Below are 26145 nucleotides of genomic sequence, written 5' to 3'. Positions count from 1 at the left end.
TCAGGGCGTGAGTGAATCCTCCGTTTCTCAGTTTACAAGAAAGGTAGGAGGAACGCCCTGTTGCTTTGGCATATGAATAATGCGAGCTTTATTTTACCTGTGAACGAATCAAAATTAGAAATTAGAGCACTCACATCAGCAGACCTCAATGAAATGGTCGATTTAGATAGGCTCTGTTTCGGAGGTTTGTGGACTTTGGATGGCTATCAACGGGAATTAGATAGCCCCAACAGCGAACTCCTCGGTATATTTTCTCCAGTCTCTGTCGTGAAATTACTCGGAATGGGGTGCTTTTGGTCAATTTTAGATGAAGCGCACATTACTATCTTGGCCGTGCATCCCCAGCACCAGCGTCAGGGCTTGGGACAAGCTTTACTTTACTCTCTACTTAAATTGGCTCGCGATCGCGCTTTAGAGCGAGCCACATTAGAAGTTCGTGCTTCTAACTCAGCCGCCATCGCTTTGTACCAAAAATTTGGCTTCCAAACAGCCGGACTCAGACGGCGTTATTACAAGGATAACGATGAGGACGCTCTGATTCTTTGGTTGAAAGATTTACAACATCCTCAATTTGAGCAAATTTTAGAGAATTGGTATCGTGGGATCGGCGATCGTCTGAGAGAACATAACAACTGGCTGTTGGGAACTCGGGACTGAGAAAGAAATATTTTCATTCTAGCGAGTCATCGATCGCATGAGAGACTGGTAAGGTGGGTAGCACCCTACTACCCTCAAGCCTTAACCCTAACTTATTAAAAGCTTTAATAAAAGTTTAATATTCTACTGTAATATTTTGCCTATGAATATTTGTGTGAAAGTTCAACTCGTGCTTGACAGAGTTCTAAAAAAATGATAGATAATTCTATTTGGGATTGACTTAAAAAAACCATCCAAAGTTATTAATTTGTTTGATGTCAGTCCTTAGAACGATAAAAAAGACTAGCTCCTCAGCACGCTGACAACATCAAAGTAAATAAAACTAAATAAAAAGTAATAAATACTTAACAACTGCCCAAAAAATTTGGGTAGAAATATTCGGTTGTCTACACCTTTATACAGGCATCCGATTGTTTTGCCTGTGCTAAAATCAGCGTACCGGCACGACGCAGGTGATGGGATAAAGGCCATATGTTTGAACGCTTCACAGAAAAAGCCATTAAGGTTATCATGCTAGCCCAGGAAGAAGCTCGCCGCCTTGGGCACAATTTCGTGGGTACCGAGCAGATCCTCTTGGGTCTGATTGGAGAAGGTACCGGCGTGGCGGCTAAGGTACTGAAATCAATGGGCGTCAATCTCAAAGACGCTCGGATTGAAGTAGAAAAGATCATAGGCCGGGGTTCGGGTTTTGTGGCGGTGGAAATTCCGTTCACGCCACGAGCAAAACGAGTTCTGGAACTATCCTTGGAAGAAGCGCGCCAATTAGGGCATAACTACATTGGTACCGAGCATCTGCTGTTGGGCTTAATCCGAGAAGGAGAAGGTGTAGCAGCCAGAGTACTAGAAAATCTAGGCGTAGATCTATCTAAGGTTAGAACTCAAGTGATCCGAATGCTGGGAGAAACCGCTGAGGTGACTCCAGGCGGTCCATCTCGCGGGAACAAAACCCCGACTTTGGATGAGTTTGGCTCGAACTTGACCCAAATGGCAGCAGATGGAAAGCTCGATCCAGTTGTAGGAAGAGCTAAAGAAATTGAACGCGTGATCCAAATATTGGGTCGGCGGACAAAAAATAATCCAGTGCTGATTGGGGAACCAGGAGTTGGTAAAACAGCCATTGCTGAAGGTCTAGCTCAACGCATTGCTAATAAGGATGTCCCGGACATTCTAGAAGATAAGCGCGTTGTCACCCTAGATATCGGTCTGCTGGTCGCAGGTACCAAGTATCGAGGTGAGTTTGAAGAACGCTTGAAGAAAATCATGGATGAAATTCGTCAAGCGGGTAACGTCATTCTTGTCATAGACGAGGTACACACCCTAATCGGTGCGGGTGCAGCAGAAGGCGCTATCGATGCAGCAAATATTCTCAAACCAGCCTTGGCGCGAGGTGAATTGCAGTGTATCGGTGCAACAACTCTAGATGAATATCGCAAACACATTGAGCGTGATGCAGCCCTAGAACGTCGCTTCCAGCCAGTGATGGTAGGTGAACCGTCAGTAGAAGAAACTATTGAAATTCTATATGGTCTGCGAGATCGTTACGAACAGCACCACAAACTAAAAATCTCTGATGAAGCATTGGTAGCGGCGGCGAAATTATCCGACCGCTATATTAGTGACCGTTACTTACCAGACAAGGCGATCGACTTGATTGACGAAGCTGGTTCTCGGGTACGCTTGATCAACTCTCAATTGCCACCCGCAGCTAAAGAGTTAGACAGAGAACTGCGTCAGATTTTGAAAGAGAAAGACGATGCAGTCCGCGCTCAAGATTTTGACAGAGCAGGGGAATTGCGCGATCGCGAGATGGAAATCAAAGCGGAAATTCGCGCCATTGCTCAAAGTAAGACGAATTCAACTCGCAATGAAGGTGATGAACCTGTCGTAACAGAAGAGGACATCGCCCACATTGTTGCTTCTTGGACGGGAGTTCCTGTGAACAAACTCACAGAATCGGAATCCGAGAAGTTGTTGCACATGGAAGACACCCTGCACCAGCGCCTGATCGGACAAGAAGATGCTGTGAAAGCGGTTTCACGAGCCATTCGCCGTGCGCGTGTCGGTTTGAAGAACCCCAATCGACCAATAGCCAGCTTTATCTTCTCCGGTCCAACAGGTGTAGGTAAAACTGAGTTGGCAAAAGCCCTAGCTTCCTACTTCTTCGGTTCTGAAGAAGCAATGATCCGCTTGGATATGTCCGAATACATGGAACGCCACACCGTCAGCAAGCTGATTGGTTCGCCTCCAGGGTATGTCGGTTATAACGAAGGCGGTCAATTGACAGAAGCTGTGCGCCGCCGTCCTTACACAGTTGTGCTGTTTGACGAAATTGAAAAAGCGCACCCCGACGTCTTCAATATGCTGCTGCAAATTCTGGAAGATGGTCGCTTGACTGATGCTAAAGGTCGCACTGTAGACTTCAAGAACACCTTGCTGATTTTGACATCCAACATTGGTTCTAAGGTAATTGAGAAGAGCGGTAGCGGATTTGGTTTCGACGTTGCTGAAGATGTATCCGAAGCACAATACAACCGCATCAAGTCTTTGGTGAACGAAGAACTCAAACAGTACTTCCGTCCGGAATTCCTCAACCGTCTAGATGAAATCATTGTCTTCCGCCAGCTTTCCAAAGAAGAAGTGTCGCAAATCGCCGACATTATGCTCAAGGAAGTCTTTGGTCGCCTAGCCGAAAAAGGCATCACCATGGAAGTCACCCAAGGATTCAAAGACCGTCTCATCCAAGAAGGTTACAGCCCCAGTTATGGTGCAAGACCGTTACGTCGGGCTATTATGCGCTTGTTGGAAGACAGCCTTGCTGAAGAAATTCTCTCCGGTCGCATCAAGGAAGGCGATACCGCCATTGTTGATGTCGATGACACTGGCAATGTAACTGTCAGAGGCGAACAGGGACGGGAATTGTTGACCCCAGTCGCTGAATCCTAAGGGAAGAACTTGTGTTAGCACACAATTGAAAATACTCTCACGCGTTTAAGCGTGAGGGTATACAAAAAAAGTCCGCCCTACAGGCGGGCTTTTTTATGTGAGTTCAACAAACCTTACTCTTCTTTGCCCTACATATGCTCCGTCGCCCCGTGCTGTCAGTACTAACGAATCACCTGCACATTTATCCCCAGTTCTAAATCAGCCCAAGCGCGATCGGTAGTGAGTACTGGCAAACCCAAGAATTGACCGAGTGCTAAGCACGCTCGATCGCCCCTGGCGCAAGCTGTACCCAGCTTATCGCGAAGCGCAAGCTGTACCCAGCTTATCGCGAAGCGCAAGCTGTACCCAGCTTATCGCCCCTGGCGCAAGCTGTACCCAGCTTATCGCCAAATGATAATCCAGCCCGTCTTGTTAGCGGACGTAATATTCCCGCACGGTAACCCATTTTAGTATTAAAGTCTATAATCTCTAAACCTAAAGTACTGAGGACTTACCTAATTTCTGTCTCAGACATTCCACTATCAGCAAATCTAGCTATGACTTCGCTCAAATTCACACTACTCATAGCGGCTTCAGTCAGAACACTTATTACCTTTGCGCTACCTGGTTCATTGTTTAAAAGCGCCAAAATTGCAGAAGCATCCAGAATGTAATTACTCACCCCCACTCTCCTGACGGCGTTCTGCTATAAGTTCATCACTGAGCGATCGCCCTTCGGGAACATATCTACGTACTATTTCTTGTGCTCGTTTAATTGCCTGTTCTAGTGTAAAAATTCTCACTTCCCCATTCACTAAAGCGATCGTGACTTCATCGCCTACTTCCAATCCCAATTGTTTGCGATACTCTGATGGAATTACAATTCTACCACCTTCAGAAATTTTTGTCTTAATTGCTTGCATATGACATATTTTTATAACTTTGACATAAGCAAGAAAATTATATCCTATGTTTTTCACACTCAACTAGTACATGAAGGCAGAAGTAAGCTCGTCAGAGGGCAGAAGGCTCAAACACTTATGCATGAGGCTTTTATCTCAATACTAATGGTATGGTTATTTCTGCCACGCTGTACTAGTGTTATTCTCCCTTGTCCCCATGTCTCTGGGTCCCCCTGTCCGTCCCAACTACAGGTCTGTTGAGCAAACTTACCTTATAAATAAGAAGTTTGTATTAATGTTTGCCTGAAAATAATAACTTATGTGAAATAATTTAAATATTCTTATAATTTCTAAATACAGGCAGTGAAAACGGGGTAAAAAATAAAAAAAATCTTAAATTCTTTCAACTCCTAATTTCTTCTATCTTAAGTAAAGAATTTTTACCAATTTGTTTGATGTACAGAGAAACACTCTTGGAGTGGTAATATAATGCAAATGATTCCACGCTCGCAGTACGATCGAGAGCCACGCCTAAAATTGGAACCCAAGCAACGATTAAACCCACCACAACCCGCCTTTTTTGAGGAAACGGGTATCAGAAGTACGCGCCAGTGTAGTTGGGGCGATGTTTCAGGACTGGAGCAGAACCAACGCATTGCCATTTTTATAGATGGTGCAAATTTGTTTTATGCAGCAATGCAACTCAATCTTGAAATTGACTACACCAAACTCCTGCATTTTTTAATCAAGGGTCGTCAATTACTACGTGCTTATTTCTACACGGGTGTTGATTACACTAATGAAAAACAACAGGGGTTTCTGCTGTGGATGAGCCGTAATGGTTACCGCGTGGTGAAAAAAGAACTCACTCAACTTCCAAATGGTGCAAAAAAAGCGAATTTGGATGTGGAGATGGCTGTCGATATGATAACTTTGGCAAAGCATTGCGACACTTTAGTTCTTTTAAGTGGAGATGGAGACCTCGCTTATGCTGTTGATACTGTCGCTTACCGGGGTGTTCAAGTTGAGGTTGTCGGTTTGAGTTCTATGACGAGTGAATCTCTCATTAGAGTTGCAGATTGCTACACGGATTTGGACGATATCAAACAAGAGATACAAAAAACAAGATTTCAAAATACACGTTAAGTCATTTACCTACTCCCCACTCCCTATTTTCCTAGCTTTGGCAACGTGACAGTCACTTGAGTTCCTTGTCCTAACTGACTGTCTAAAACTATTTGACCGCCGTGTAATTCTACACACGCTTTGGCAATTGCCAATCCCAATCCCGTTCCAGGAATAGTCTCAACGTTACTACCACGACAAAAAGGTTGAAATAAGTTTTCTCGCTCTTCTATTGGTACCCCAACTCCCTCATCTTTGACGCAAACAATAACTTGTGAGTCCCTGTCAATGAGGGAAATTTCTATGTGACCTCCATCAGGAGAGTACTTAATTGCATTACATATTAAGCTTGCAAAAATTTGCCGCAAGAGGACTCCATCACCTAAAAATCCTTTAGGTTCACTCGTCTGATGAAAAATCAATTGATGGCGATCGCTTGCTTTATGTCGCTGTTCTGCTATTAAATCCGAAAAAAAGTGAACTAAATCTATTGTTTGCAGCTTAAACTTTGCCTGACTTAACTCAAATTTTTGAAACAGAAACAAGTCATCAACCAATTGTGTCATGTGACGTGCCTTCTGTTCAATAGTTTGGAGAAACTTCTGTTGCTTGAATTCATCAAGCCTATTCTTATACTGCTTTAAGGTTGATGCTGCAGCTAAGATCGCAGCCAAAGGTGTTCGATATTCGTAAGAAACGGTTGTGATAATTTGAGACTTAAATGCGTTGAGTTTCTTTTCTTTAGCAAGATCTGCTTCGGTTTGAGATAGCTTTTCAGCCTGCTGAATCGCAAGCGCTAAATGTACGGTTAATTCTTTCAGGATAGCTATTTCTGAGTTTTGCCACTGTTGTTTTCCCTTACAGTGATGGGTAACTAGCAAACCCCAAAGTTTTGGGCTTGGTTCTTCAGGAAAATTTAAAGTTATGGGAATCACCCAAGTTGAAGCATCATATCTGTTTTGAGAACTAACAGATCCCCCGGTTTCTGTCTCTTGATTTTGGAGCTTCAAGAAATTTTCCGTACAAGTTGATTGACTGTTGGAAGGTGAATCGAGAGTTTGGCAATTGAACAGGTGGCGACAGTTGAGGTTCGATCCTGTTTCACAAACCTTAGCGATCGCTTGTTGATATTCTAAATTCCCATTTTCAAAAAATTCTTGCCACAAGCAAGGTTCCTGCATGCACAACTCAACGAATTGCTCAACTTTAGTGCTATCTGTTTGTGGAAAAAACTGATAAATTGTGACGCGATCGCACTGAAAAAGCTGCTGCACTTCTGCTACGGTCGTTGTCAGAATCTGCTCTAAATTTAAAGATTGACGAATTCTTAAAGCTGTCGTCGCGACAAGACGCTGTCTTTCCCGTGTTTTATTCAGTTGAGATTGGGAATGCGATCGTTTGATTGCGTTGCGGACTGCTGATTGTAGAGCATCTGGTTTTAGACGTTGCTTTACCAAGTAATCTTGAGCACCTTTTTTAATTGCTTGTGCTGCGACTTCTTCACTCCCATGTCCGGAAAGCACGATTACAGATGGAGCAACTTCAAATTTCTCTTGCTTCAACTTATCCAATATTTCCAACCCACTCAGATCGGGCAAGCAAAAATCAAGCAAAATCACATCACAAAACATCGTTTGAGATAATGCCAATCCATCCCTTGCAGAATCCGCCTCTAAAATTTCGTATGATTGGTGGGGATCTTTTAATAGATATCGACGGTATATTCTCCGGTCTTCTGCACAATCATCAATAATCAGTAGCTTGCTTGAGTTTGGCATAAATCAAAAGTAAAGGAGATTTCCGCACTCCTTTATCTATTCTCTCAGAGTATTACACATACATGATAAGATACCCAAAATTTATAAATAAAGTCTTAAATTTTAATAGCGGGTGGGGGACATGAGAAAACACAAGCCTTGCCGATCGAGTCGTTCTTCTTACTCCCCTACCCCCTATTTTTAAGCGTTTTTAAGCGGGAGGCGTGTTTGCTTCAAGCCAATAATCTACAAATGCTTGAATTGTTTTTTGCAAATCGTGGAAATCCATTGGCTTAATCAGATAGCCATTCGCACCCTTTTGGTAGCACAATTCAATATCTGTAGGGTTAGAAGAGGTAGTAAAAACGACAACAGGAATTTCCCGCAAACTTCTATCCTGCTTGAGTCTTTCCAAAAGGTCACGACCGTCAATACCTGGTAAATTAAGATCTAGCAGGATAACAGAGGGTCGTGGTGCTATACCGGGATCTTGATAATCCCCTTCTTGGTAGAGAAAGTCTAAAACCTCGTCTCCATTTGTACAGCGATAAATTGGATTTTGAACAGCAAAGCGCCGCATCAGGCGTTGCAACATCTTAAAGTCCTCGTTGCTGTCCTCAACAACAAGTAGAGGGTCAATAAGTTTTGTCACCGTCATTCTTTTTTTTCAACAGTTGTAATATAATAAAGGATTTTTATAAAATATTAGCTTATCCAAACGTCAAATAGAACGTTGAGCCAACACCTACAGCAGACTCAACCCAGATGTGACCGCCGTGACGCTCAACGATCTTCTTGGCAATAGCTAAACCCGCACCTGTTCCCCCACCATATTTTTCTTGTGAGTGGAGACGTTTGAAGAGGCGGAAGATAGTTTGATAGTGGTGTTCTGGAATCCCTATGCCATTATCTCGGATATAGAACATTGGCGATGGGCGATCGGTAATTGGAGACTCGGAAGAAGATGGGGCGACTGTATCAACCATATTTCTTGTGTTCGGAGTTCCTATTTCCGAGTCTTGATTCTCTTCTTCCAAACAACCAATTTCAATCCATTTGTCGGCTTGATTATTGTATTTAAAAGCATTAATGATTAAGTTATTCAAAACCTCACCGACAAGAACCGGGTCGCATTCAATTGTCGGTAAATCTTTAGCTGTGCGAATTTCAATGTTAGCTTGGGGATAGCTTGCATAGAAGATAGCGATCGCCTCCTCAAGCAATGCGTTGAGATCGATCGCTTGTCGCTGAAGTTCTCCTTGACCCAATAGAGAGAGGCGTAACAAAGCATTAATCAGACTTTCCATTCGTTGGGATAAAAAAACCACTGTTTGCAAGTAGTCAATTCCATCCTTATCAAGTACGTGAGCGTAATCTTCGAGCAAAACATTTGAGTAATTATAAATCCCTCGCAGAGGTTCTTTTAAATCGTGGGATGCAGCGTAGGCGAAAGATGCTAGCTCGCGATTACTTTGCTCCAACTCATGGTTGATCTTGGCTAACTCATCTGCTTTAGAAATAACAATTCCGACAATCGCATTTCTTAAAGCAAGAGCGCTATCAAGTTCGCACGATTGCCAAGGTAAGGAAGTCAATCGAACTGTTTCTTGCCATTTTTCAAAAGATTTTCGCGGCGAAAGAGTCACGCTACCACGCGCATCAACCTTGACCGCTTCATTTGGATTCCCCGCCCAATTCACTGTTTGAATCACCTCAGGACGAAACCAAAGAATGTAATAGCGCCGCACTTTGGAAATTCGTAAGAGCAGCAACCCACTAGCAGTCTCTTTAAAGGTAAGAGCCTCCGGAAAAAGCTGTGGTAGAGAATTGGTGGAAAACAAATTGTCACTAATTTGAGTATCCGCCCATTCAATGAGAGTGCGAACTTCCTCAATACTTGGAGTTGTTCCCACAAGAGTGATGTCATTATCGAGACAAACAGCAGAGCCTTTTGCATTCACTAAATCTAGCAAGCGAGGTTCGGGAGAAATAAGGGCTTCTCTAAAATTATCTGCTTGGGAAATAGATTCTATAAATTCAGTTTGTAATGATTTAAGCTTTACTTCATAATCAAACTCTGACTGGCTGACTTTGTGAACTAACTCTGAAGACACGAGTTGTCCTAAAAACTCACAAATTCTCCGGACTTCCAAAGTCAAATATTTTACATTATAATGATGGCAGGAAATTAACCCCCAAAGAGTTCTTTCCTTAATAATCGGTACAACGAGCAGAGCTGAAACACCCATGTTTTGATGGTATTCAACACAACAAGGATGTACGCTTCTTAATGCAGCGCCGCTTAAATCTAATGGCTGTTGTGTTTGGGGATTGTTGAGCGGGATGAGAGTGACAGGTTGAGCGTGAAAACTGGGAATAAATCGCAGCAAAGAGCGCGTGTATAGTGCTCTTGCTTCAGTGGGAATATCTGTTGCAGGATAACGCAACCCGAGCAATGGTGATAAATCCTCTCGTTTATCTTCAGCGATAACGATCCCCGCTCCCGATGAATCAAACTGGTAGACCATCACTCGATCGAACTCTGTAATTTTTCTGACTTCGGATGCTACTAATTGTACAAAATCTATAAGTTTTGATGTTTTTTGCATCTTGGAAATCGCCCCACTTGTTAAAGCCTGGAAGCTCAAAAAACTCATTTGCGTGAGGGAGTCAATAGGTTCTAGCTCAAGAATCCATATTTGTTCTGTAAAGTTAACGCTACCGTCAAAGTACTTTTCTCCTTCATGAGTGAGAATTGACAGTTTGAAGGTATTAACCATACCTTCCTGTTGTTGCAGGAATTTTTGGATGCTTTCGAGTTGTGAAGCGTTGAGTAAGGTACTGAGAGGTTGACCGAGTAAATCTTCTGGGGTTTTACCCAAATACTCTTGAGTGTTATTGCTAACTTGCAAAATTTCGAGATGAGGACTCAATGCTAGCAAAACACCATGAGGTTGAATTGAACCGGGAATATGAAGTTGTTCGTAGTTCGTCATTCGCGAGTCAAAGGCAAACCCAACCAATTGCTTAATTCATATGCTAACCATTCAATTTCAGGTTCGGAATGAATCAAACCTTTTCTTCCACCAAGCTGATACTCGTGAACTCCTGCCCAAATTGTCAGTTTTGGTGGGATTTCTATTCTATTACCTTGAAAGTCGTTTGTATAGGTTTTTGGAGTGTAAATGATCTTGGTAATATCCCTTGTTGCTGCAGGAGGTATGCGATTGTATTTAACTCCTAACAATTCCCATGTAAAGCAAATTGAAAACCGATTTAACTTCAGTCGGCTGCGTCTTAACAACGGAAATAAAACAGACGACATCATCTGAAAACCAGCGCCCCAGAACGGGAGTGAAAAAATAACAGAAGGAATATTGATGGGAAAAGGAAGAAAGAGGGCGGTCAGTGTCCAAAAAAGAATAAATGAATTCCAGGCGATCGCAAACAAAGCCATAAAAATCATTGATGGCTGAAACCCGGTAGGGGGAACAAGAATTTCCAAAAAATCCTCATCTTTGTGCAGAATAATTTTGCTATTGGCTGGTTGAGAGATTGGGTAAATCAGAGCCCTACTGCGATCGCTCTCATCAGTGTTATGTAACTTTAACCGACTTGTTGTTGTTTGTTGTTGTGTATTGCTGACCCAATTATTGCCATCCCAATACCAATGCTCTTGAATCCACTCTATAAAAGATATTTCTGTTGGCTGTGACTGTTGTAAAAGCTGTGGGTGTTCTAAAGCAGCGCGTGCTGCTGGTGCGGAACTCAAACGTTTGTCTAAACTTGGTTGAATCATCCACGCCAACCACTTTGTCAAATTGGGACTGAGGGTGGCTGCTTGTTCAAATTGAATTCGCAAGTCTTTTTGAGGTAAATCCGCAGGATGAGACCCCGTGACTAAGTAAATTAAGGTAGCACCCAAACTGTAGAGGTCAGAAGCAGGAACCGTGCGTCCGCCAAACTGTTCTGGAGGCATATAGCCGTAAGTACCTACAATAGTTCTTGTTCCCTCTTCTCCTACCGCCGCCGTTTGCACCGAACCGAAATCAACTACGTATAACTGTCCTACATTGTTTCCCGAACGATTTGTCAACAAAATGTTACTGGGCTTAATATCGCGATGAATGGTAGGAGGCTTGCGATCGTGTAGGTAAATCAGAATGTCTAATAAAGCTTTAGCTATTTGTTTAACTTCGTTTTCCGTAAAAGTACGACCCGCTTTTATGTACTTTTCTAAAGATTGTGCTGGGATATAAGTTTGGACGAGAGCAAACCCTTTGATGGTAGGTAAATCTACCTCAAAATAATCTAGATAGCAAGGAATCGAGGGATGTGATAGGGTTTTTAGGGTTTCGGCTTCCCGCTCAAACAGCTTGAGATCGTCCCACTCAAAGTCACTGTTGAAAGACAGCAGTTTCACAACTACCAACTCTCCCGTCAGTAAATCTCGAGCCAACAGCGTTCGCCGTCCTGCTTTTTTACCCATCAGCTGCTGTACTTCATATCGATCGCCCAATACCTGACCGTTCATGGGAATGACTTACTAGTTTAAGAAGGAAATCTTTCGTATTAATTTTATTTACCTAAGTTAGGCAAACTTACTATCCTTACTATAGCTGTACTTTGACTTGAGAGATGCCCTCCCAACTTTGGCCTTACATCACTCCTGGTATTTCAGATGAACTGTTTGAGCGTTTGCCGGGAATTCCTTTAAGCAAGCGAGAAATTCGACTGCTGTTACTTTCCCAATTACGGCTCAAACCCGATACAGTTTTATGGGATATTGGTGCGGGAACAGGTACGATTCCAGTAGAAGCAGGTTTGCTCTGTCCTAGCGGACAAATTATTGCTGTAGAACGTGATGAAGATGTAGCAAATCTGATTCGACACAACTGCGATCGCTTTGAAGTTAAGAATGTCAAAGTTATTGAAGGCAATGCTCCGGAGTGCTTGCAAGATATTAATGTTGCTCCCGATCGCGTATGTATTGAGGGCGGTCGTCCCATCCAAGAAATCATGCAAACAGCATGGGAGTATTTGCTACCATCAGGTCGAGTTGTAGCCACCGCCGCCAATCTCGAAAGCCTGTATTCTATCTCTCAAAGCCTTTCTCAATTGCAAGCGAGAAATGTCGAAGTTGTGCAATCAGCCGTGACTCGATTGGAGACGAGAGGTTCCTCACAGACTTTTACTGCTGTTAACCCCATTTTTATCCTAAGTGGTGAGAAACTAGATTAGAACTGAATGATGAATTATGAATTATAAATTATGAATTCATCATTCAGCATTCATAATTCATAATTCATAATTTTTTATCTATGCCTTGGTCTCGTATTATTAGCGGAATTATTGCAATAGCCTTAGCAATGAGCGCCACTCTTCTGGGTGGATGGTACTTCACTAGCTTGTTTGCAATTATCATTTTTTTGGGTCAACGGGAATATTTTGATTTAGTACTCGCCAAAGGGATGGCTCCTGCTGCCAAAACCACTATCGTTGTCAGTCAAGTTTTGTTGGTCATCTGTACTATAGATGGTAATTTAGCAGATGCGGTCATGCCCGTAGCCGGAACTTTTATTTGCTTTTACTTGCTATTTCAACCCAAAATGGCGACAATTGCGGATATTTCGGCTTCTATTTTGGGGTTATTTTATACTAGTTATTTACCAAGTTACTGGGTACGATTGCGAGCGATTGACAATACAGGCATTACTTATCTACCTACGAGCGATTATTTATCTAAATTATTAGATATCGTACATAGGGGTGATTTAAGTTTACTTCCGCAAGGCTTGACAGCAACATTACTTACTTTTTTGTGTATTTGGGCATCTGACATTGGTGCTTATGTTGTGGGTAAATTTTTTGGCAAAACACCTTTGTCTGACATTAGCCCCAAAAAAACTGTTGAAGGTGCAGTTTTTGGTGTGTTTGCTAGCGTTGTCTTAGCCCTTTTAGGCTCTCACTACCTGAATTGGACGAAGTTTCCTTTCACAGGTATAGCTATAGGTCTGTTAATTGGCATAGCCGGTCTTTTAGGGGATCTCACTGAATCTATGCTGAAACGCGATGCTGGAGTTAAAGATTCCGGGCAGTTAATTCCCGGTCACGGAGGTATTTTAGATCGTACCGATAGTTATATTTTTACGGCTCCTTTAGTGTATTATTTCGTGACACTTCTGTTGCCGTTACTTAATAGAGGAATTGGGGGTTAGGGATTGGGAAGAGATCCCCGACTTTTTTAAAGACCTATCTAACGCATGAGGAGTGAAAAGCACGATTTGTCAACAGTATCCGCACGAGATGTCGGAGATCTTGCATATTTATCCCCAATCTCTTACTCGAGAAGATATAATCAAAATTAATAAACTATATTCTTTGATTTTAAATATCTAATTCTATGGATTGACGTTAATTCGTCCGCGACACACTAGCTTACCTGAGTGTATGGTTAATTCTTGGATGTCAACATCAGATCCTAGATCGAAATCTAGTTCGCGTTCGATCCCCTCAAGTGAGCTTGCTGTATTACTTTGAACTTGAATGTGTTGAAGTCGCAACTCATGGGAACTGAGTAATTCCACACCCATACCGATCTCTAAGTAAGTAGGTTGATTGTCTTGTGCTAAAGTAGCAGAAAGCACCACCTTACTGTTATCTAGGTTAATTTTTTGCCAAATAACTGACTTGGATTTTCGCTTCTGTTCTGGTAATAGTTGAACCAGAGCATCATTCAAACCACTCAATAATAAAGTAGACGAAAGAGAAGCATTCAAGTCTTCCTCTGTCTGGATCAGTTCGCCTACCACTGGTACTGTTTCTAACAGTTTCAGAGGTTGTCCCTTAAGGACTGAGCCGATGTTGACGCGAATATTTTCTGCGACCATGTGAATTCTAGTAAGATGGAGACCTTGATAAACAGCATGACTGCCAAAAATAGATACAAAAGGGATGCATCCGGAAAGGAGTTGGCGATCGCTGGCTTTAATTTCTACTTCAAGTTGCTCGACCTGGCTCACTTGTGCTTTCAACCAAAGCTTGAGTGCAGTTGTTAGTACTTTAGTGACTATGCGGATTTTTGGATTTTGAGTTTGGGAACTATTGTGTTGCATCTAACCGTTTTACCTATGGGTATTTTGTCAAAAAAAACAAGTTATGAAATAAATCTTAACTTTAACACCTATGGCAGGTTACCACAAAATGCAAATATATTATTTATTTATAGGAACAAGATGAAGCATACGTAATTTCTACATGGAGGTACGGTTACAAAAAATAATTTCTCAATGGGGTATAGCCTCCCGCCGTGAAGCTGAAGAAATGATCGAGCAATCACGAGTGCGGATCAATGGTGAAGTGGCACGTTTGGGTCAAAAAGCAGATCCAGAAAAGGATATTATCACTGTTGATGGTGAGCTTGTGTCTGTGATAGAACGTCCATCATTGGTGTATCTGTTATTGCACAAACCACTTGGTGTAGTCTCGACTTGCGACGATCCCCAGAGAAGAAAGACAGTCCTAGATTTGCTACCCAAAGAATTAAGTTCCGGTAAAGGTATTCATCCAGTTGGTCGTCTAGATGCTGACACAACAGGAGCATTAATACTTACAAACGATGGAGATTTAACATTTGGGCTAACTCATCCACGGCACAATGTTCCTAAAACATACCGTGTTTTAGTGGAGGGACATCCACCGCAAGAAGTGTTAAAAATGTGGCGTCAGGGTGTGCTGTTAGAAGGACGCAAAACACGGCCAGCACAAGTCAAAAAGATAGAAAGTCTTGCATACTCTACCTGGTTAGAAGTTGTGTTAAAGGAGGGGAGAAACCGTCAGATACGCCGTGTTGCCCGACAGTTAGGACACCCGGTAATCGGACTGCATCGCACAGCCATAGGTTCGATTCAATTGCAAGCACCCGGACAAGGTTTACTTGCCGTGGGTGAGTATCGTTACCTAGAAGATTTTGAAATCCGCTTTTTGAGAAAAGCAGTGGAAGAAGTCAAAAGTTTGGATAGCGGAAGCCATCGATCGAAGTTTTAGGAAGATACCTATTAATGATTCAGTGGGGTAAGGAGTGTAACAGGATTATGCAGTGGCTAAACAAAAAAAATCATCGAGAATCAACCCCTTCATTAGACCAGCAACGAGCTGAAGTCTTGGCAGAAATGGGTGCTCAGCTTTGGACGCGGCGTTTGGAAAAGGGTTTATCCCTAGAGGAAATGGTTGCGCTCACAAAGATTTCCCGAAGATTACTACAAGCGATCGAAGAAGCTAACCTATCAGAACTGCCAGAACCAGTGTATACTCAAGGTTTAATCCGGCAATATGCCGATGCTCTTGGTTTTCACGGAGTGCAGTTCTCCAGCAGTTACCCAATTGGTACAAATCGGGTAAATTTCAAGCCCATATGGAAAACATCATCAGATCAATTACGTCCCGTTCATCTCTACGTACTGTATATATTTGTCATTTTTGGTTCCATCAGTGGCTTGTCGCAATTTTTAAATACAGCGACTTTGCAAGCAAGTAGCGTTCAAAATAACCAAAGAGTACAAAAAGCACCTGCGATCGGATCGCAGATCGCACAAAATAAAAACGTACAACTTCAAGCTTTTAGCGAGTCTTCTAATAATGGGGAGCAAGTACAAATTGGTGTAACTTTGAAAGAGAAATCTTGGATTAAAGTTGTCGCCGATGGCAAAATTCAGTACGAGGGTGAGCTACCAGAGGGAACTCACCGTATTTGGAAAGCCCAAGCACAACTCACCGTTAAAGCCGGAAATGCTGGTGGCGTACTTGTGAGCGTGAACAAAGAGGAAGCCAAGCAATTGGGAGAACCAGGAACAGCGAAGGAAGTTACCATCGCTGCTGCAAATCGTTCTTGAAAAAGAGAGGGGGAGACAAGGGAGAGGGGGAGAAAATTCTACCTTGTCCTCCTTGTCCTCCTTGTCCCCTCTCAAGATTTACTTTGCGGGCTGCGTCCGGAAAGACGAGTGAGAGTTTGCAAGCGCTGAGTGGCTTCTTTTGTTAAACTATCTGATGTATAACGCCAGTCCCAATTTCCTTCAGCTTTACTTGGGAAATTCATCCGCGCTTCACCACCCAATCCCAAAACATCCTGTAATGGAATAATGGCTTGATTTGCCACAGAATTCATGGCTAATCGAATAAAGTCCCAGTGAATACCTTCAGGGCTGAGACAGCCTAAATAATCCAACACGTATTGCTTTTCGTACTCTGATGCTTGGTTGAACCAGCTAACAGTTGTGTCATTGTCGTGAGTCCCAGTGTAGACAATGCAATTGCGCGAGTAGTTGAATGGTAAAAATGGATTGCCCGCATCAGCACTAAAGGCAAACTGCAAAATCTTCATTCCTGGAAATTCAAACTTGTCTCGCAGCGCTTCCACTTCTGGTGTAATTAACCCCAAATCTTCTGCCATAATGGGGAGTCTACCCAACTTCTGTTTGATAGTTTCAAACAACTCTTCTCCAGGGGCTTTGATCCACTCTCCATTGACAGCGGTTTCTTGCCCTTTTGCCACAGCCCAGTAAGCCTCAAAACCTCGGAAGTGGTCAATACGAATCACATCGACATAGTCAAGCAATGCTTGAAAGCGCCCAACCCACCACTTATAGTCTTGTTTTTTCAATTCCTCCCAGTTATAGACTGGATTACCCCATAACTGTCCGGTTGCACTGAAATAATCGGGTGGAACTCCCGCCATCAGCGCCGCTTCTCCTGTCTCTTCATCCAGGCAAAAAATCTCGGGATGAGACCAGACATCAGCACTATCGTGAGCTACATAAATGGGAATATCGCCAATGATTTGAATTCCGCTCATGTTGGCATAGGTTTTTAATTCAGACCATTGGCGGAAAAATTCATACTGGGTGAATTTGTGGAAGAAAATTTCTCCCGTGAGTTCTCGCCCAACCCGATCTAATGCTTCTGGTTCGCGTTTGGCAAGTTCAGGCTCCCACTTATGCCAGCTGACTCCGCCGTTAGCCCCTTTGAGTGCCATAAATAGGGCATAATCATCAAGCCAATAGGCTTTGCTATCGCAAAAACCAGCAAATTCTTTTTGCTGTAAGGGCGTTGCTCTGTTTTTAAAATTCTCACAGGCTTTCCTTAATAGCTCGAGCTTAATTGGTATGACTTTTTCGTAGTCTACCTTAGAGCCCTCAAATCCTGGTAGATGAGCAAAGTCTTCTTCAGACACTAAGCCTTGCTCTACCATTTTTTCTAAGCTAATGAGGAAGGGGTTACCAGCTAATGCTGAGTAACAAGCATAAGGAGAATTCCCGTAACCGGTCGGTCCTAGAGGTAATACTTGCCAGAATTGCTGGCAGCTATCTCTAAGAAAATCGATGAATTGATAGGCTTCTAAGCCTAAATCCCCAATGCCAAATCGACCGGGAAAGGAGGTAGGGTGTAATAAAATACCACTTGATCTGGGAAAAGGCATACTTAACCTGTTGTTAACAAGAAAGCGATCGCATCGAATTTACCATGGAACAGAAGGTATCAGTGTGAGTGGTTAGTTGTTAGTTGTTAGTTGTTAGTTGATACCATTAACCACTAACCCCTAACGATTAACTACTGGCATGAATTACCGAAATCCTGCTCCAACAGTTGATATCATCATTGAATTGGTTGACCGTCCTCATCGACCAATAGTGTTAATTGAGCGACATAATCCACCTTTTGGCTGGGCTATCCCTGGTGGTTTTGTCGATTACGGCGAATCTGTTGAAACTGCGGCGCAACGCGAGGCTTTGGAAGAAACTGGTTTGCAGGTAAAGTTGATCGAACAATTTCACGTGTATTCCGATCCCAGCCGCGATCCCCGCAAGCACACTCTGAGTCTTGTGTTTTTGGCAACAGCGACTGGTGAACCGCAAGCAGGGGACGATGCCAAAGGTATAGACATTTTTGAGTCTTGGCGAATACCTGAAAACTTATGTTTTGACCACAATAAGATTTTGCACGACTATTGGCACTTTCGGCATTATGGAATACGTCCGAGGTTGGGGTAAGATCGATCTAAATTGAGACTGGGCGATGTTCGCCATCTCGTCCATACAAGCAAAATCTACCTTCGTAGGTTTTATAAGGAAAACCGAAAGAAAAGTTATGAGCGTCACTTATACGGGGGGTTGTCAGTGCGGGGAGATTCGTTATGAAATTCGTGCCGAACCTTTAACACTCTACTTGTGCCACTGCACTGAATGTCAAAAACAATCATCTAGCGCTTTTGGTATGTCTCTGACCGTCCCGCGAGATGCTGTTGTTATTGTGCAAGGACACCCGAAAGCTTGGACTCGTGGAGCCGATAGCGGGCGTGAGGTCAAATGCTTGTTTTGTGACAATTGTGGAACGCGATTGTTTCACCAGAGGAGTTACAACCAACAAACAATTAACGTTAAAGCCGGAACATTGGACGATACGAGTTGGTTGCGTCCTGTAGGTAACCTTTGGACTCGCAGTGCCCAACCCTGGGTAACCATTCCTGACTCCATGCTTAATTATGACGGTCAACCCTCAGATATAAGCCCTTTATGGGAAAAATGGTCACAACAGCACTCGCGCATCGTACAGTCGGATACAAGCTTTGAGTAGTTGGATGAAAACATCTGCTGTCGTTATCACTTGTAAATCTCTCGACGATGCCCAATTCGGTCAATAAAAATTATTTTTTCTTCACCATTAAATTCATAAATCACTCGGTAATCGCCAACTCCAACTTAAAGAAACCCGATAGATCGGATGTTAAAGGCTGCGGGTTAACTTGCTCGAAATTCTCTGCCAACCAATGAATCTTGCTAAGAACTCGCTCCCGGACAGCTTGAGTCAACTTTTCCAAATCAGCGAGAGCTTCTGGTTCATACTCAATGATGTAACATACTCAATGATATAACTCATTATCAACCCAAGCCAAGCCTGCTCGCAGCCTCTTGTGCTGAAATACCACGAGTTCCTGACTTTCTAAGTCTTTGAATTTCCACAAGCTCTTGCTTGAATTCCTCCTTAATCGTCATTTTATGGAAACTGGTAAGATGGCAGGCGATCTCGCTGGTGTAACAGGTGGCAATAAAGAGCTTTACTGCATACTCTTAAAAGAATAAAGGTGGTGCCGTGCTAACTGGTGCGATAATGCCAGATGGAAAAATTCCTAAAAAAACCTCAATCCCAAATTATCTATGACTCGTCAAGTAATTCGTACTGATAAAGCACCCGCACCAGTAGGACCATACAATCAAGCAATTATTGCCTCCGGTCAAATGATTTTTGTTGCGGGGCAAATTCCCATAGATCCCCAGTTGGGTGATGTTTTCTACAGAGATGATGTAGCAAAGCAAACCGAGCAGGTTATGGCTAATCTTGAAGCTATCCTTACAGCCGCAGGGGCTAGCTTCCAAAATGTTGTGAAAACAACTGTTTTTCTGTCCGATCTCAATAATTTTGCTGCAATGAATGCAGTTTATGCTAAATATTTCTCTGAAGACTCAGCTCCAGCCCGTGCTTGTGTTGAAGTGTCGCGTTTGCCCAAGGATGTTTTGGTAGAGATTGAGTGTATTGCGATAATTTAGGGCTGGGTTGGCAGATCCCCGACTTTTTTAAAGAAGTCGGGGATAATCACTGAAATCTTTATTAAAAACTATTCTCAATTTGCATAACTTGAGTAAATAGTCAAGTTACTTGTATAACTTATTCTTCAAGGAAGGGTATCAGAATTATTGATTGACTTTTTCCACAAAAAGCTGGAATCTTAATAATAGATTTTCTTAAGAAAACTCTTATTGAGATAGAATTTCAAAATTAATAAAAAATTTGTTGATGGAGAGCAGCAAATGAGTGTGAGGAAAAAGGGTTTGCTAGGAGTTGGTGCAGCATTCCTAGCTACAACTGGTCTAGTGGCAGGTAGCTTTGGCAGTTGGCAAGCAGTTGCTAACTCAAAGCCCGAGCGCAAGCAAGAAACTCTACTTGCTCAAACAGCACAAAAGTCTTTAACAGTTATATTTCCCAGTAGATCTGATTCCACAGACTTGCAAACTAAAGCGAATGCTGTGGCAGCATTTCTATCAAAAGAAGTAGGAATGCCTGTTGAGGCTCTTGTTGGAGATGATACTGCAGCAGTAGAAGCTTTGAGAGGAAACAAGGCAGATATCGCTTTCTTGAGCAGCCGTCCTGCTTTAAAAGCCGAGCAATTAGCAAATGCTCGCTTGTATCTAGCTGAGGTACGCCCGACTTATTCTGGAAAATACACTTATAACTCAGTATTCGTTGTTCCCAAAGATAGCTCTTTGAAAACTTTGACTTCAGGTAAAGCCACCCTAGAACAACTGCGCGGTAAGAAAATGGCTTTTACCTCACCCACTTCCGGTTCGGGTTTTATTTTCCCTGTGGGTGAGATGGTCAAGCAAAAACTAGTCCCGAATCGCGATCGCCTCGACACTTTCTTCAGTCAGGTTAGCTACGGTGGTAATTACAGCAAAGCCCTGCAAGCCGTTTTACGCGGTCAAGCTGATGTAGCCGCAGTATCAGAGTATGCTCTGAATGCTCCGTATATTACAGAGGCTGAAAAAAATCAACTTCGAGTTCTGTACAAAATTTCTGGAGTTCCAGCACACGGCGTAGCTATTGATGATGATGTTCCCGCACCTATAAGAGAAAAAATCATCACTGCTATGCTCAAACTGAACGAGCCACAGAACAACCAGATACTACGCAACCTCTACAACTCCACAGAATTAGTCAAAGTCAATCACGAAGCTCACTTAAAACCAATTCGTGAAGCCCTCAAGAATGCAGGAGTTGAACCATAGTAGCTAATGGCTAATGGCTAATGGCTAATGGTGAGTAAGCGTGCTGCGGGCGGGTTTCCCACGCCCTGGCAACTGGTGTAAGCCGTTGCGGGCATAGCTTCGCGATGCAAAGCTTCTCCGTAAGGAGATACAAGGGAGGGCTAAAAGTAATTAACAATTAGCCATTAGCCATTAGCACTTAGCAATTAGCATATGACTAAATCAATAATTCACTGTCAAAACGTAGAAACAGTCTATTCCACAACTTTGGAACGTCCCATTTTAAATCGGGTTAATTTTGAAATTAATCGCGGTGAATTTGTTGTGTTGTTGGGGCTGAATGGTGCAGGGAAATCGACTTTGTTGCGATCGCTAGTTGGGTTAGTTCCAATTTCACGGGGAACAATTCACGTCAATGGTGTGCCATTAAATTCTCGCACGTTGCCGACTATTCGACGGAACGTGGCGATGTTGTTTCAAGGTGGGGGATTAATTCGCCAGTTATCAGCAATTGAAAATGTACTGTGCGGACGTCTTGGCGTGAGGACAACTTGGCAAACTCTGTTTGGGTTTCCTAAAAGCGATCGCCGTCAAGCATTAGAACTGCTAGAACAGTTAGGGTTGAAGGAACAGGCTTATCAAAAAACTGGTCATTTAAGTGGTGGACAGCAGCAACGAGTCGCAATTGCCAGAGCTTTAATTCAATCGCCAGAGATTCTTTTAGCAGATGAACCAATTACGGGCTTGGATATTATGGCTTCCAAACAAGTTATGGAAACTCTAGCTCAACTCCATTCCAAGCAAGGTATGACAATTGTCACCGTTTTACACGATTTGGGAGTTGCTGCAGAATACGCACAACGAGCTATTATTTTGGATGCTGGACGTGTTATTTATGACGGGAGTTGCGATAACAGTTTGCAGGCTACATTTGCTCGAGGAAATATCGGAAACTAGGAACCGATTGCTGGGGAATGAGTGTTTAATTCTAACCTCCACTCTCCAGCACTGAATCGTTAATGAATATGAAAAATCTTTCTCGTTTTTGGAAACGCTTTTCTTGGGTAAGTCACTTACTCATGGCGTGTATTGTTATTATCGTTTATGGTTGGGCGTTGCAAGGTCTGAAAGTTGATTTCCAACTCCTAAAAGATAGCTGGTTCCACATCATTGATTTTGTTTCGCGGTTATTTCCCCCAAATACCAGTTGGGATATTTTATATAAAACAGCTAAAGCACTGGTAGAAACTGTACAGATGTCTGTTTTGGGAACTACGATTGGAGCATTACTTTCTTTACCCATTGCTGTTGCGAGTGCTCGTAATGTAGCTCCTGTATGGCTGCGATGGTTGGCTAATTTTCTACAAAATGCTGTTCGTTCTGTTCCTTCAATTATTCTTGGTTTGTTATTTGTAGCTGCAACCGGGCTAGGTCCACTTGCAGGAACTCTAGCTTTGGGAATTTATACTATTGGTTATTTGGCAAAATTTTATCAACAAGCAATTGAAGCTGTCGATCCCCGTTCTATAGAATCTTTACAAGTTGCAGGTGCGTCTCGGTTACAAGTTGCTCAATATGGTTTGTTACCTCAAGTGCTGCCTTTAATGTTAGGTTATACCTTATGGATGTTTGAGTATAATATCCGAGCAGCATCAGTTCTGGGTGCAGTTGGTGCAGGTGGTTTTGGTTTTGAATTAAAGAGTTATATTGACGGTTTTGAGTATACCAAGGCAACCACCATGATATTAATATTATGCGTTGTCGTTACTATAATCGACGCTCTTAGTAGCAAATTGCGTCAGCGATTGGATTCAATGTAGTTATCGTGTGCTAACAGTTGCTAGCACACTACTAGATTAGCGGTAGCCGCTCAATTTTTGAATGTCGTATTACAATATGGATGACTCAATTGTGCATTGTCTAAAGTACCTAAGCCACCATCTGCTTTTCTTTTTTTATGGTCTATAGAGATAAAGCGGCTGGGAAGGTAGGCATCACAGATTTTACATCGTGGAAAACCAGGTAAGACATCTCTGATATAAGCTGCTGATTTTGTTTCCCGTGAAAATTCTTTGCTTTGAGTTTCACTTACATCGTTTTTAGTTTTAGTTTTTAAAGAGCCAAAAGACTTTTCCGCAACTATCTCCTTCATGATATTTTTCTTGTCTGTTGCAGTATGACTGGTTTCTGAAACTGATGATGTAGAAGATACTAAAGCTAAGATGCAAGAATACTTGGCGAATGGCTTACAACTGGGTTGGTTAATTAATCCCAAAGATAAACAAGCAGTCTTTTATCATCTTGATAGAACACCTGAAGTTTGACAATCTCCTACAGGTTTATCTGAAGAAGATATTCTTCCTGGTTTTATTTAAAATTTCCGACCAATTTTTATATAAATCAATAATGATACTGATTGTCTTCTGGAAATTATTGACCAAATATTTTTATCCTGATGTCTCGGTAAATACGGTGTAGATCTTAACGGAGCATCAATTATTTTATCTCAGTATATAATTCTTTAATTCTCAAAACTCTCCATCGTCAGCATCTACTATCTACCTAGCCTATGAGATAATGGAACATCATTCATGACTCAAACCCCATCCTCTCAACCTCATACCAGTGAAACTATTGCCAAAAATTCTCGTGGCAACTCTACTCAGAATGGTAAGCCACCAGAGTTTCCTTCAGGAAACAAAAGGCAACAATGGAGTTTGAAGCAGAAAGCGATGGCTTTGGCACTTACTGTTAGTGTATTTCCAGTACTGGCAGTCGGTACAGCTAGTTATTTGGGCGCTCAGGTGGCTCACCAGCAAAGCTCCCAAGCAGGACAATCTCAAAATGCAAAATCCGAACTGGAGCGCCAAAGACAAATCTTGCTGATGAGTACTCTCGTAACAGCATTATCGGCAGGTGCGATCGCAACCTTCTTCATGAATCGTGCCGTGCGTCAGGTTCTCAATGCTGCGGTAACCTCTACGGCTGTGGTGAATCGGCTGTATCGAGAAGGGATGAGTATTCGCGATCGCGTAGGTGGAAAAGACGAACTGGTGGCATTAGAAGCCAATTTAAAATTAATAGAAGACCAACTTCCAGAATTACTGTGGAAACAGGAAGTGGCAACCGAACTCTCACAACTGTTACTTAGTGTCAGTCACCGCATTTGGGGAGCGCGTTCTGAAGAAGATGTTTTGAGAACTGCGGTTGAGGAAGTTCGCGAAGTTTTTAAAACTGACCGTGTCAGCGTCTTTCGCTTTGATACAAATTGGGATGGAACTTTTGTGGCAGAATCAGTCGGATCTGGTTTGCCAAAAGCTTTATGGTCAACAATACACGAACCCTGTTTTGCTGCAGGTTACGTAGAAAAATATCTTCAGGGTCGCGTTCGTGCAATTGACAATATTTACCAAGCAGGTCTAAATGATTGCCATATTGGTCTACTAGAACGATTTGCGGTGAAGGCAAATCTTATTGCTCCAATTATTACAAACAACCAATTATACGGTTTATTTATCGCCCATCAGTGTTCCGGTCCTCGTTCGTGGCAGCAGCCTGAGATTGATTTATTTACTCAGCTAGCGTCCCAGATTGGATTTGCGCTTGACCATGCTAGGTTGTTAGAGCAAGTGGATGAAAAAGCGGATCGGCGTCAAGTCTTTATCGACATTACCCGACGCATTCGTGCATCCTTGCATGAGGAAGATATTCTCAAAACTACCGTAGAAGAAACTCGCAAGGAACTGAGAAGCGATCGAGTGCTCGTGTTTGGTTTTGATGAAAACTGGTACGGAACTGTCCTTGCTGAATCAGTGCTTCCTGGGTTTCCAAAGGCATTGCGAGCGAATATTAAAGACCCTTGTTTTGCAGAGGGATACGTAGACCAATATCAAGCAGGACGGGTTCAAGCAACCAACAATGTTTATGAAGCGGGTTTGAGTCCCTGTCATATCGGTCAACTAGAACCATTTGCGGTGAAGGCAAATTTAGTAGCTCCTATTCTCAAAGACGATAAGTTATTTGGTTTATTGATTGCCCATCAATGCTCTGCACCCCGTAATTGGCGACAGGTAGAAATTGATTTATTTGCTCAAGTCGCTGCACAAGTAGGGTTTGCTCTCGATCATGCTCGATTGGTGAATCAGATAGAGCAAGCATACCAAGCAGTTGAAGCAAGCTCTGTTCAGCAGTATCACCAAAATGAAGTGCTTCAGCATCAGGTATCAGAACTGCTAAGAGAGCGACAAACAGCGATTCAGAGTATAGCAGAAGAAGCCTCAAAACAATTGAAGTGTGTCCAAGCTGCTTGCGATCGCATTCAGGTTGTGGCTAATTTAGTTCCCGCAGTTGATGCAACTATTCAACAACTGAAACTCGAAAGACAGGAAGTTGAACGTGTTGTACAAACGGGTCAAGAAACTATCGATCGCATGACCAGTAGTGTTATTACGATCCAACAAGCCATTGTAAAAGCTGCTGAAAAAATTGAACTTATAGATGAGTTATCGCAAAACCTATCCTCAACCGTGCTGTATGTCAGCAATACCATTTCCGAACTGAATCTTCAAGCTATGAATGTTGCACTTAAAGCAACTCGAAACAGTAGCGACCAAGAGAGTATTGCACTAGCAGATAAAGTTTTAGGTTCGATGCGACAGTTGAAAGGGAATATAGAAGAAACGGAATGCTTTGTGGCAAAAATTCAGGTAGAGATCCAAGAGGCATTTGAAGCTATTGGGATGGGAGCAGAGCAAGTCACAGCAGGAACTCAATGGGTAGAGGTCATTCAAGAAAAATTCGATGGGATTACAAATATCGATACTCAAATGAACTTGCTTGTAGAGGAAATTACTCAAGCTACAAACGAGCAAACACTAGCTATTAATGCTACCGAGCAAATGATTCTGGAAATTGCAAGTATTATTAATGATTTTAAAAATATTTATGGCAATAGTTTAAGTTAGGCGA

General features: G+C 42.6%; 25 protein-coding genes and 2 pseudogenes. 15 read left to right on the top strand and 12 right to left on the bottom strand.

The features are described from left to right. Nucleotides 1-72 precede the first annotated feature (72 nt). Together rimI and HC643_RS29380 are read left to right on the top strand one after the other, a co-directional pair. A complete protein-coding gene (gene rimI / locus HC643_RS29385; protein WP_050046737.1) occupies nt 73-657 on the top strand; it encodes a ribosomal protein S18-alanine N-acetyltransferase in 585 nt (194 codons plus the stop codon). A 471-nt stretch (nt 658-1128) separates the two neighbouring features. After that, entirely contained in the window at nt 1129-3600 is a 2472-nt protein-coding gene (locus HC643_RS29380; protein ID WP_038074924.1) for an ATP-dependent Clp protease ATP-binding subunit, read from the top strand. A gap of 161 nt (nt 3601-3761) precedes the next feature. Here HC643_RS29380 and HC643_RS42670 read toward each other — a convergent pair whose 3' ends face one another. The 3 genes from HC643_RS42670 to HC643_RS29365 all read right to left on the bottom strand — a co-directional run bounded on the left by HC643_RS42670 (nt 3762) and on the right by HC643_RS29365 (nt 4502). Beyond that, entirely contained in the window at nt 3762-3938 is a 177-nt protein-coding gene (locus tag HC643_RS42670; RefSeq protein WP_202048669.1) for a PIN domain-containing protein, read from the bottom strand. Between the two features lie 152 nt (nt 3939-4090). Next, entirely contained in the window at nt 4091-4261 is a 171-nt protein-coding gene (locus tag HC643_RS29370; protein ID WP_137986581.1) for a type II toxin-antitoxin system VapC family toxin, read from the bottom strand. Beyond that, nucleotides 4254-4502 (bottom strand): AbrB/MazE/SpoVT family DNA-binding domain-containing protein, encoded by a 249-nt coding sequence (locus HC643_RS29365; protein WP_038074921.1) that lies wholly within the window; start codon nt 4500-4502, stop codon nt 4254-4256. Before HC643_RS29365 ends, HC643_RS29370 begins: the two co-directional genes overlap by 8 nt. 468 nt (nt 4503-4970) lie before the next feature. Here HC643_RS29365 and HC643_RS29360 point away from each other — a divergent pair, with 468 nt between their 5' ends. Next, on the top strand, nt 4971-5627 hold the full coding sequence (locus tag HC643_RS29360) for a LabA-like NYN domain-containing protein (RefSeq protein ID WP_038074915.1): 657 nt from the start codon (nt 4971-4973) through the stop codon (nt 5625-5627). A 23-nt stretch (nt 5628-5650) separates the two neighbouring features. On the opposite strand, the gene HC643_RS29355 is transcribed toward HC643_RS29360, so the two are convergent. The 4 genes from HC643_RS29355 to HC643_RS29340 all read right to left on the bottom strand — a co-directional run bounded on the left by HC643_RS29355 (nt 5651) and on the right by HC643_RS29340 (nt 11897). Further along, nucleotides 5651-7384 (bottom strand): hybrid sensor histidine kinase/response regulator, encoded by a 1734-nt coding sequence (locus tag HC643_RS29355; protein ID WP_038074913.1) that lies wholly within the window; start codon nt 7382-7384, stop codon nt 5651-5653. Between the two features lie 190 nt (nt 7385-7574). After that, nucleotides 7575-8021 (bottom strand): response regulator, encoded by a 447-nt coding sequence (locus tag HC643_RS29350; protein WP_038074910.1) that lies wholly within the window; start codon nt 8019-8021, stop codon nt 7575-7577. Between the two features lie 52 nt (nt 8022-8073). Beyond that, complete coding sequence (locus HC643_RS29345) at nt 8074-10359, bottom strand: ATP-binding protein (protein WP_038074897.1); 2286 nt, start codon at nt 10357-10359, stop codon at nt 8074-8076. Further along, entirely contained in the window at nt 10356-11897 is a 1542-nt protein-coding gene (locus tag HC643_RS29340) for a serine/threonine protein kinase (RefSeq protein ID WP_038074892.1), read from the bottom strand. The genes HC643_RS29345 and HC643_RS29340 overlap by 4 nt, the downstream gene beginning before the upstream one ends. A 104-nt stretch (nt 11898-12001) precedes the next feature. Between HC643_RS29340 and cbiT the strand changes: the two genes are divergently transcribed. Then, nucleotides 12002-12604 carry a precorrin-6Y C5,15-methyltransferase subunit CbiT gene (gene cbiT / locus HC643_RS29335; RefSeq protein WP_038074889.1) on the top strand — a complete coding sequence of 201 codons (603 nt, stop codon included), beginning with the start codon at nt 12002-12004 and terminating at the stop codon, nt 12602-12604. Between the two features lie 80 nt (nt 12605-12684). Further along, nucleotides 12685-13581 carry a phosphatidate cytidylyltransferase gene (locus HC643_RS29330; protein WP_038074885.1) on the top strand — a complete coding sequence of 299 codons (897 nt, stop codon included), beginning with the start codon at nt 12685-12687 and terminating at the stop codon, nt 13579-13581. Between the two features lie 183 nt (nt 13582-13764). Here the strand turns inward: HC643_RS29330 and HC643_RS29325 are convergent, their stop codons facing one another. Next, nucleotides 13765-14478 (bottom strand): LmeA family phospholipid-binding protein, encoded by a 714-nt coding sequence (locus tag HC643_RS29325; RefSeq protein ID WP_038074880.1) that lies wholly within the window; start codon nt 14476-14478, stop codon nt 13765-13767. Nucleotides 14479-14620: 142 nt separating this feature from the next. Between HC643_RS29325 and HC643_RS29320 the strand changes: the two genes are divergently transcribed. Continuing rightward, complete coding sequence (locus HC643_RS29320) at nt 14621-15409, top strand: pseudouridine synthase (protein ID WP_038074876.1); 789 nt, start codon at nt 14621-14623, stop codon at nt 15407-15409. 47 nt (nt 15410-15456) lie between these two features. Further along, entirely contained in the window at nt 15457-16254 is a 798-nt protein-coding gene (locus HC643_RS29315) for a helix-turn-helix domain-containing protein (RefSeq protein ID WP_038074875.1), read from the top strand. A 71-nt stretch (nt 16255-16325) separates the two neighbouring features. Here the strand turns inward: HC643_RS29315 and malQ are convergent, their stop codons facing one another. Then, nucleotides 16326-17837, bottom strand: a complete 1512-nt coding sequence (gene malQ, locus HC643_RS29310; RefSeq protein WP_038074873.1) for a 4-alpha-glucanotransferase — start codon at nt 17835-17837, stop codon at nt 16326-16328. Between the two features lie 139 nt (nt 17838-17976). On the opposite strand from malQ, the gene HC643_RS29305 reads away from it, so the two are divergent. Both HC643_RS29305 and HC643_RS29300 read left to right on the top strand, forming a co-directional pair. Beyond that, nucleotides 17977-18408 carry an NUDIX domain-containing protein gene (locus tag HC643_RS29305; RefSeq protein WP_038074871.1) on the top strand — a complete coding sequence of 144 codons (432 nt, stop codon included), beginning with the start codon at nt 17977-17979 and terminating at the stop codon, nt 18406-18408. Between the two features lie 97 nt (nt 18409-18505). Continuing rightward, the gene (locus tag HC643_RS29300; RefSeq protein WP_063779570.1) at nt 18506-18991 is read left to right on the top strand and encodes a GFA family protein; all 486 of its coding nucleotides are present in this window, start codon (nt 18506-18508) and stop codon (nt 18989-18991) included. Nucleotides 18992-19017: 26 nt separating this feature from the next. On the opposite strand, the gene HC643_RS41640 is transcribed toward HC643_RS29300, so the two are convergent. Together HC643_RS41640 and HC643_RS42215 are read right to left on the bottom strand one after the other, a co-directional pair. Next, nucleotides 19018-19095 carry a type II toxin-antitoxin system RelE family toxin gene (locus HC643_RS41640; RefSeq protein ID WP_237266089.1) on the bottom strand — a complete coding sequence of 26 codons (78 nt, stop codon included), beginning with the start codon at nt 19093-19095 and terminating at the stop codon, nt 19018-19020. Next, nucleotides 19092-19226, bottom strand: a complete 135-nt coding sequence (locus HC643_RS42215) for a type II toxin-antitoxin system RelE family toxin (RefSeq protein WP_272899903.1) — start codon at nt 19224-19226, stop codon at nt 19092-19094. The genes HC643_RS41640 and HC643_RS42215 overlap by 4 nt, the downstream gene beginning before the upstream one ends. Nucleotides 19227-19504: 278 nt before the next feature. Between HC643_RS42215 and HC643_RS29290 the strand changes: the two are divergent. The 4 genes and pseudogenes from HC643_RS29290 to phnE form a co-directional block, all read left to right on the top strand. Then, a pseudogene (locus HC643_RS29290) lies at nt 19505-19962 on the top strand (RidA family protein); the annotation flags it as partial. 261 nt (nt 19963-20223) lie between these two features. Continuing rightward, the gene (locus HC643_RS29285) at nt 20224-21198 is read left to right on the top strand and encodes a phosphate/phosphite/phosphonate ABC transporter substrate-binding protein (RefSeq protein ID WP_038074863.1); all 975 of its coding nucleotides are present in this window, start codon (nt 20224-20226) and stop codon (nt 21196-21198) included. Between the two features lie 192 nt (nt 21199-21390). After that, nucleotides 21391-22134: a phosphonate ABC transporter ATP-binding protein gene (locus HC643_RS29280; RefSeq protein WP_038078913.1), complete on the top strand. Its 744-nt coding sequence runs from the start codon at nt 21391-21393 to the stop codon at nt 22132-22134. Between the two features lie 68 nt (nt 22135-22202). After that, complete coding sequence (phnE, locus tag HC643_RS29275) at nt 22203-22997, top strand: phosphonate ABC transporter, permease protein PhnE (RefSeq protein ID WP_038078925.1); 795 nt, start codon at nt 22203-22205, stop codon at nt 22995-22997. 50 nt (nt 22998-23047) lie between these two features. Here phnE and HC643_RS29270 read toward each other — a convergent pair whose 3' ends face one another. Then, complete coding sequence (locus tag HC643_RS29270) at nt 23048-23329, bottom strand: HNH endonuclease (RefSeq protein WP_038078911.1); 282 nt, start codon at nt 23327-23329, stop codon at nt 23048-23050. A 28-nt stretch (nt 23330-23357) separates the two neighbouring features. Here HC643_RS29270 and HC643_RS29265 point away from each other — a divergent pair. Together HC643_RS29265 and HC643_RS29260 are read left to right on the top strand one after the other, a co-directional pair. Then, nucleotides 23358-23552 (top strand): annotated as a pseudogene (locus HC643_RS29265) (Uma2 family endonuclease); the annotation flags it as partial. Nucleotides 23553-23768: 216 nt separating this feature from the next. After that, nucleotides 23769-26141 (top strand): GAF domain-containing protein, encoded by a 2373-nt coding sequence (locus HC643_RS29260; protein WP_038078908.1) that lies wholly within the window; start codon nt 23769-23771, stop codon nt 26139-26141. Nucleotides 26142-26145 lie beyond the last annotated feature (4 nt).

Source organism: Tolypothrix bouteillei VB521301 (assembly GCF_000760695.4).
Lineage (GTDB): Bacteria > Cyanobacteriota > Cyanobacteriia > Cyanobacteriales > Nostocaceae > Scytonema > Scytonema bouteillei_A.
Note: the sequence above shows the minus strand (reverse complement) of the source record. Positions and strands in the feature narration are given on the sequence as shown.

Excerpts from the sequence above, each read along its gene's own strand:
- HC643_RS29360 (WP_038074915.1), top strand. The coding sequence starts at position 4,971 with ATGCAAATGATTCCACGCTCGCAGTACGATCGAGAGCCACGCCTAAAA.
- HC643_RS29320 (WP_038074876.1), top strand. The coding sequence starts at position 14,621 with ATGGAGGTACGGTTACAAAAAATAATTTCTCAATGGGGTATAGCCTCC.
- rimI (WP_050046737.1), top strand. The coding sequence starts at position 73 with ATGAATAATGCGAGCTTTATTTTACCTGTGAACGAATCAAAATTAGAA.
- HC643_RS29260 (WP_038078908.1), top strand. The coding sequence starts at position 23,769 with ATGACTCAAACCCCATCCTCTCAACCTCATACCAGTGAAACTATTGCC.
- HC643_RS29330 (WP_038074885.1), top strand. The coding sequence starts at position 12,685 with ATGCCTTGGTCTCGTATTATTAGCGGAATTATTGCAATAGCCTTAGCA.
- HC643_RS29315 (WP_038074875.1), top strand. The coding sequence starts at position 15,457 with ATGCAGTGGCTAAACAAAAAAAATCATCGAGAATCAACCCCTTCATTA.
- cbiT (WP_038074889.1), top strand. The coding sequence starts at position 12,002 with ATGCCCTCCCAACTTTGGCCTTACATCACTCCTGGTATTTCAGATGAA.
- HC643_RS29300 (WP_063779570.1), top strand. The coding sequence starts at position 18,506 with ATGAGCGTCACTTATACGGGGGGTTGTCAGTGCGGGGAGATTCGTTAT.
- HC643_RS29350 (WP_038074910.1), bottom strand. The coding sequence starts at position 8,021 with ATGACGGTGACAAAACTTATTGACCCTCTACTTGTTGTTGAGGACAGC.
- HC643_RS29305 (WP_038074871.1), top strand. The coding sequence starts at position 17,977 with ATGAATTACCGAAATCCTGCTCCAACAGTTGATATCATCATTGAATTG.
- malQ (WP_038074873.1), bottom strand. The coding sequence starts at position 17,837 with ATGCCTTTTCCCAGATCAAGTGGTATTTTATTACACCCTACCTCCTTT.
- HC643_RS29340 (WP_038074892.1), bottom strand. The coding sequence starts at position 11,897 with ATGAACGGTCAGGTATTGGGCGATCGATATGAAGTACAGCAGCTGATG.
- HC643_RS29280 (WP_038078913.1), top strand. The coding sequence starts at position 21,391 with ATGACTAAATCAATAATTCACTGTCAAAACGTAGAAACAGTCTATTCC.
- HC643_RS29325 (WP_038074880.1), bottom strand. The coding sequence starts at position 14,478 with ATGCAACACAATAGTTCCCAAACTCAAAATCCAAAAATCCGCATAGTC.
- HC643_RS29285 (WP_038074863.1), top strand. The coding sequence starts at position 20,224 with ATGAGTGTGAGGAAAAAGGGTTTGCTAGGAGTTGGTGCAGCATTCCTA.
- phnE (WP_038078925.1), top strand. The coding sequence starts at position 22,203 with ATGAAAAATCTTTCTCGTTTTTGGAAACGCTTTTCTTGGGTAAGTCAC.
- HC643_RS29355 (WP_038074913.1), bottom strand. The coding sequence starts at position 7,384 with ATGCCAAACTCAAGCAAGCTACTGATTATTGATGATTGTGCAGAAGAC.
- HC643_RS29365 (WP_038074921.1), bottom strand. The coding sequence starts at position 4,502 with ATGCAAGCAATTAAGACAAAAATTTCTGAAGGTGGTAGAATTGTAATT.
- HC643_RS29380 (WP_038074924.1), top strand. The coding sequence starts at position 1,129 with ATGTTTGAACGCTTCACAGAAAAAGCCATTAAGGTTATCATGCTAGCC.
- HC643_RS29345 (WP_038074897.1), bottom strand. The coding sequence starts at position 10,359 with ATGACGAACTACGAACAACTTCATATTCCCGGTTCAATTCAACCTCAT.
- HC643_RS29270 (WP_038078911.1), bottom strand. The coding sequence starts at position 23,329 with ATGAAGGAGATAGTTGCGGAAAAGTCTTTTGGCTCTTTAAAAACTAAA.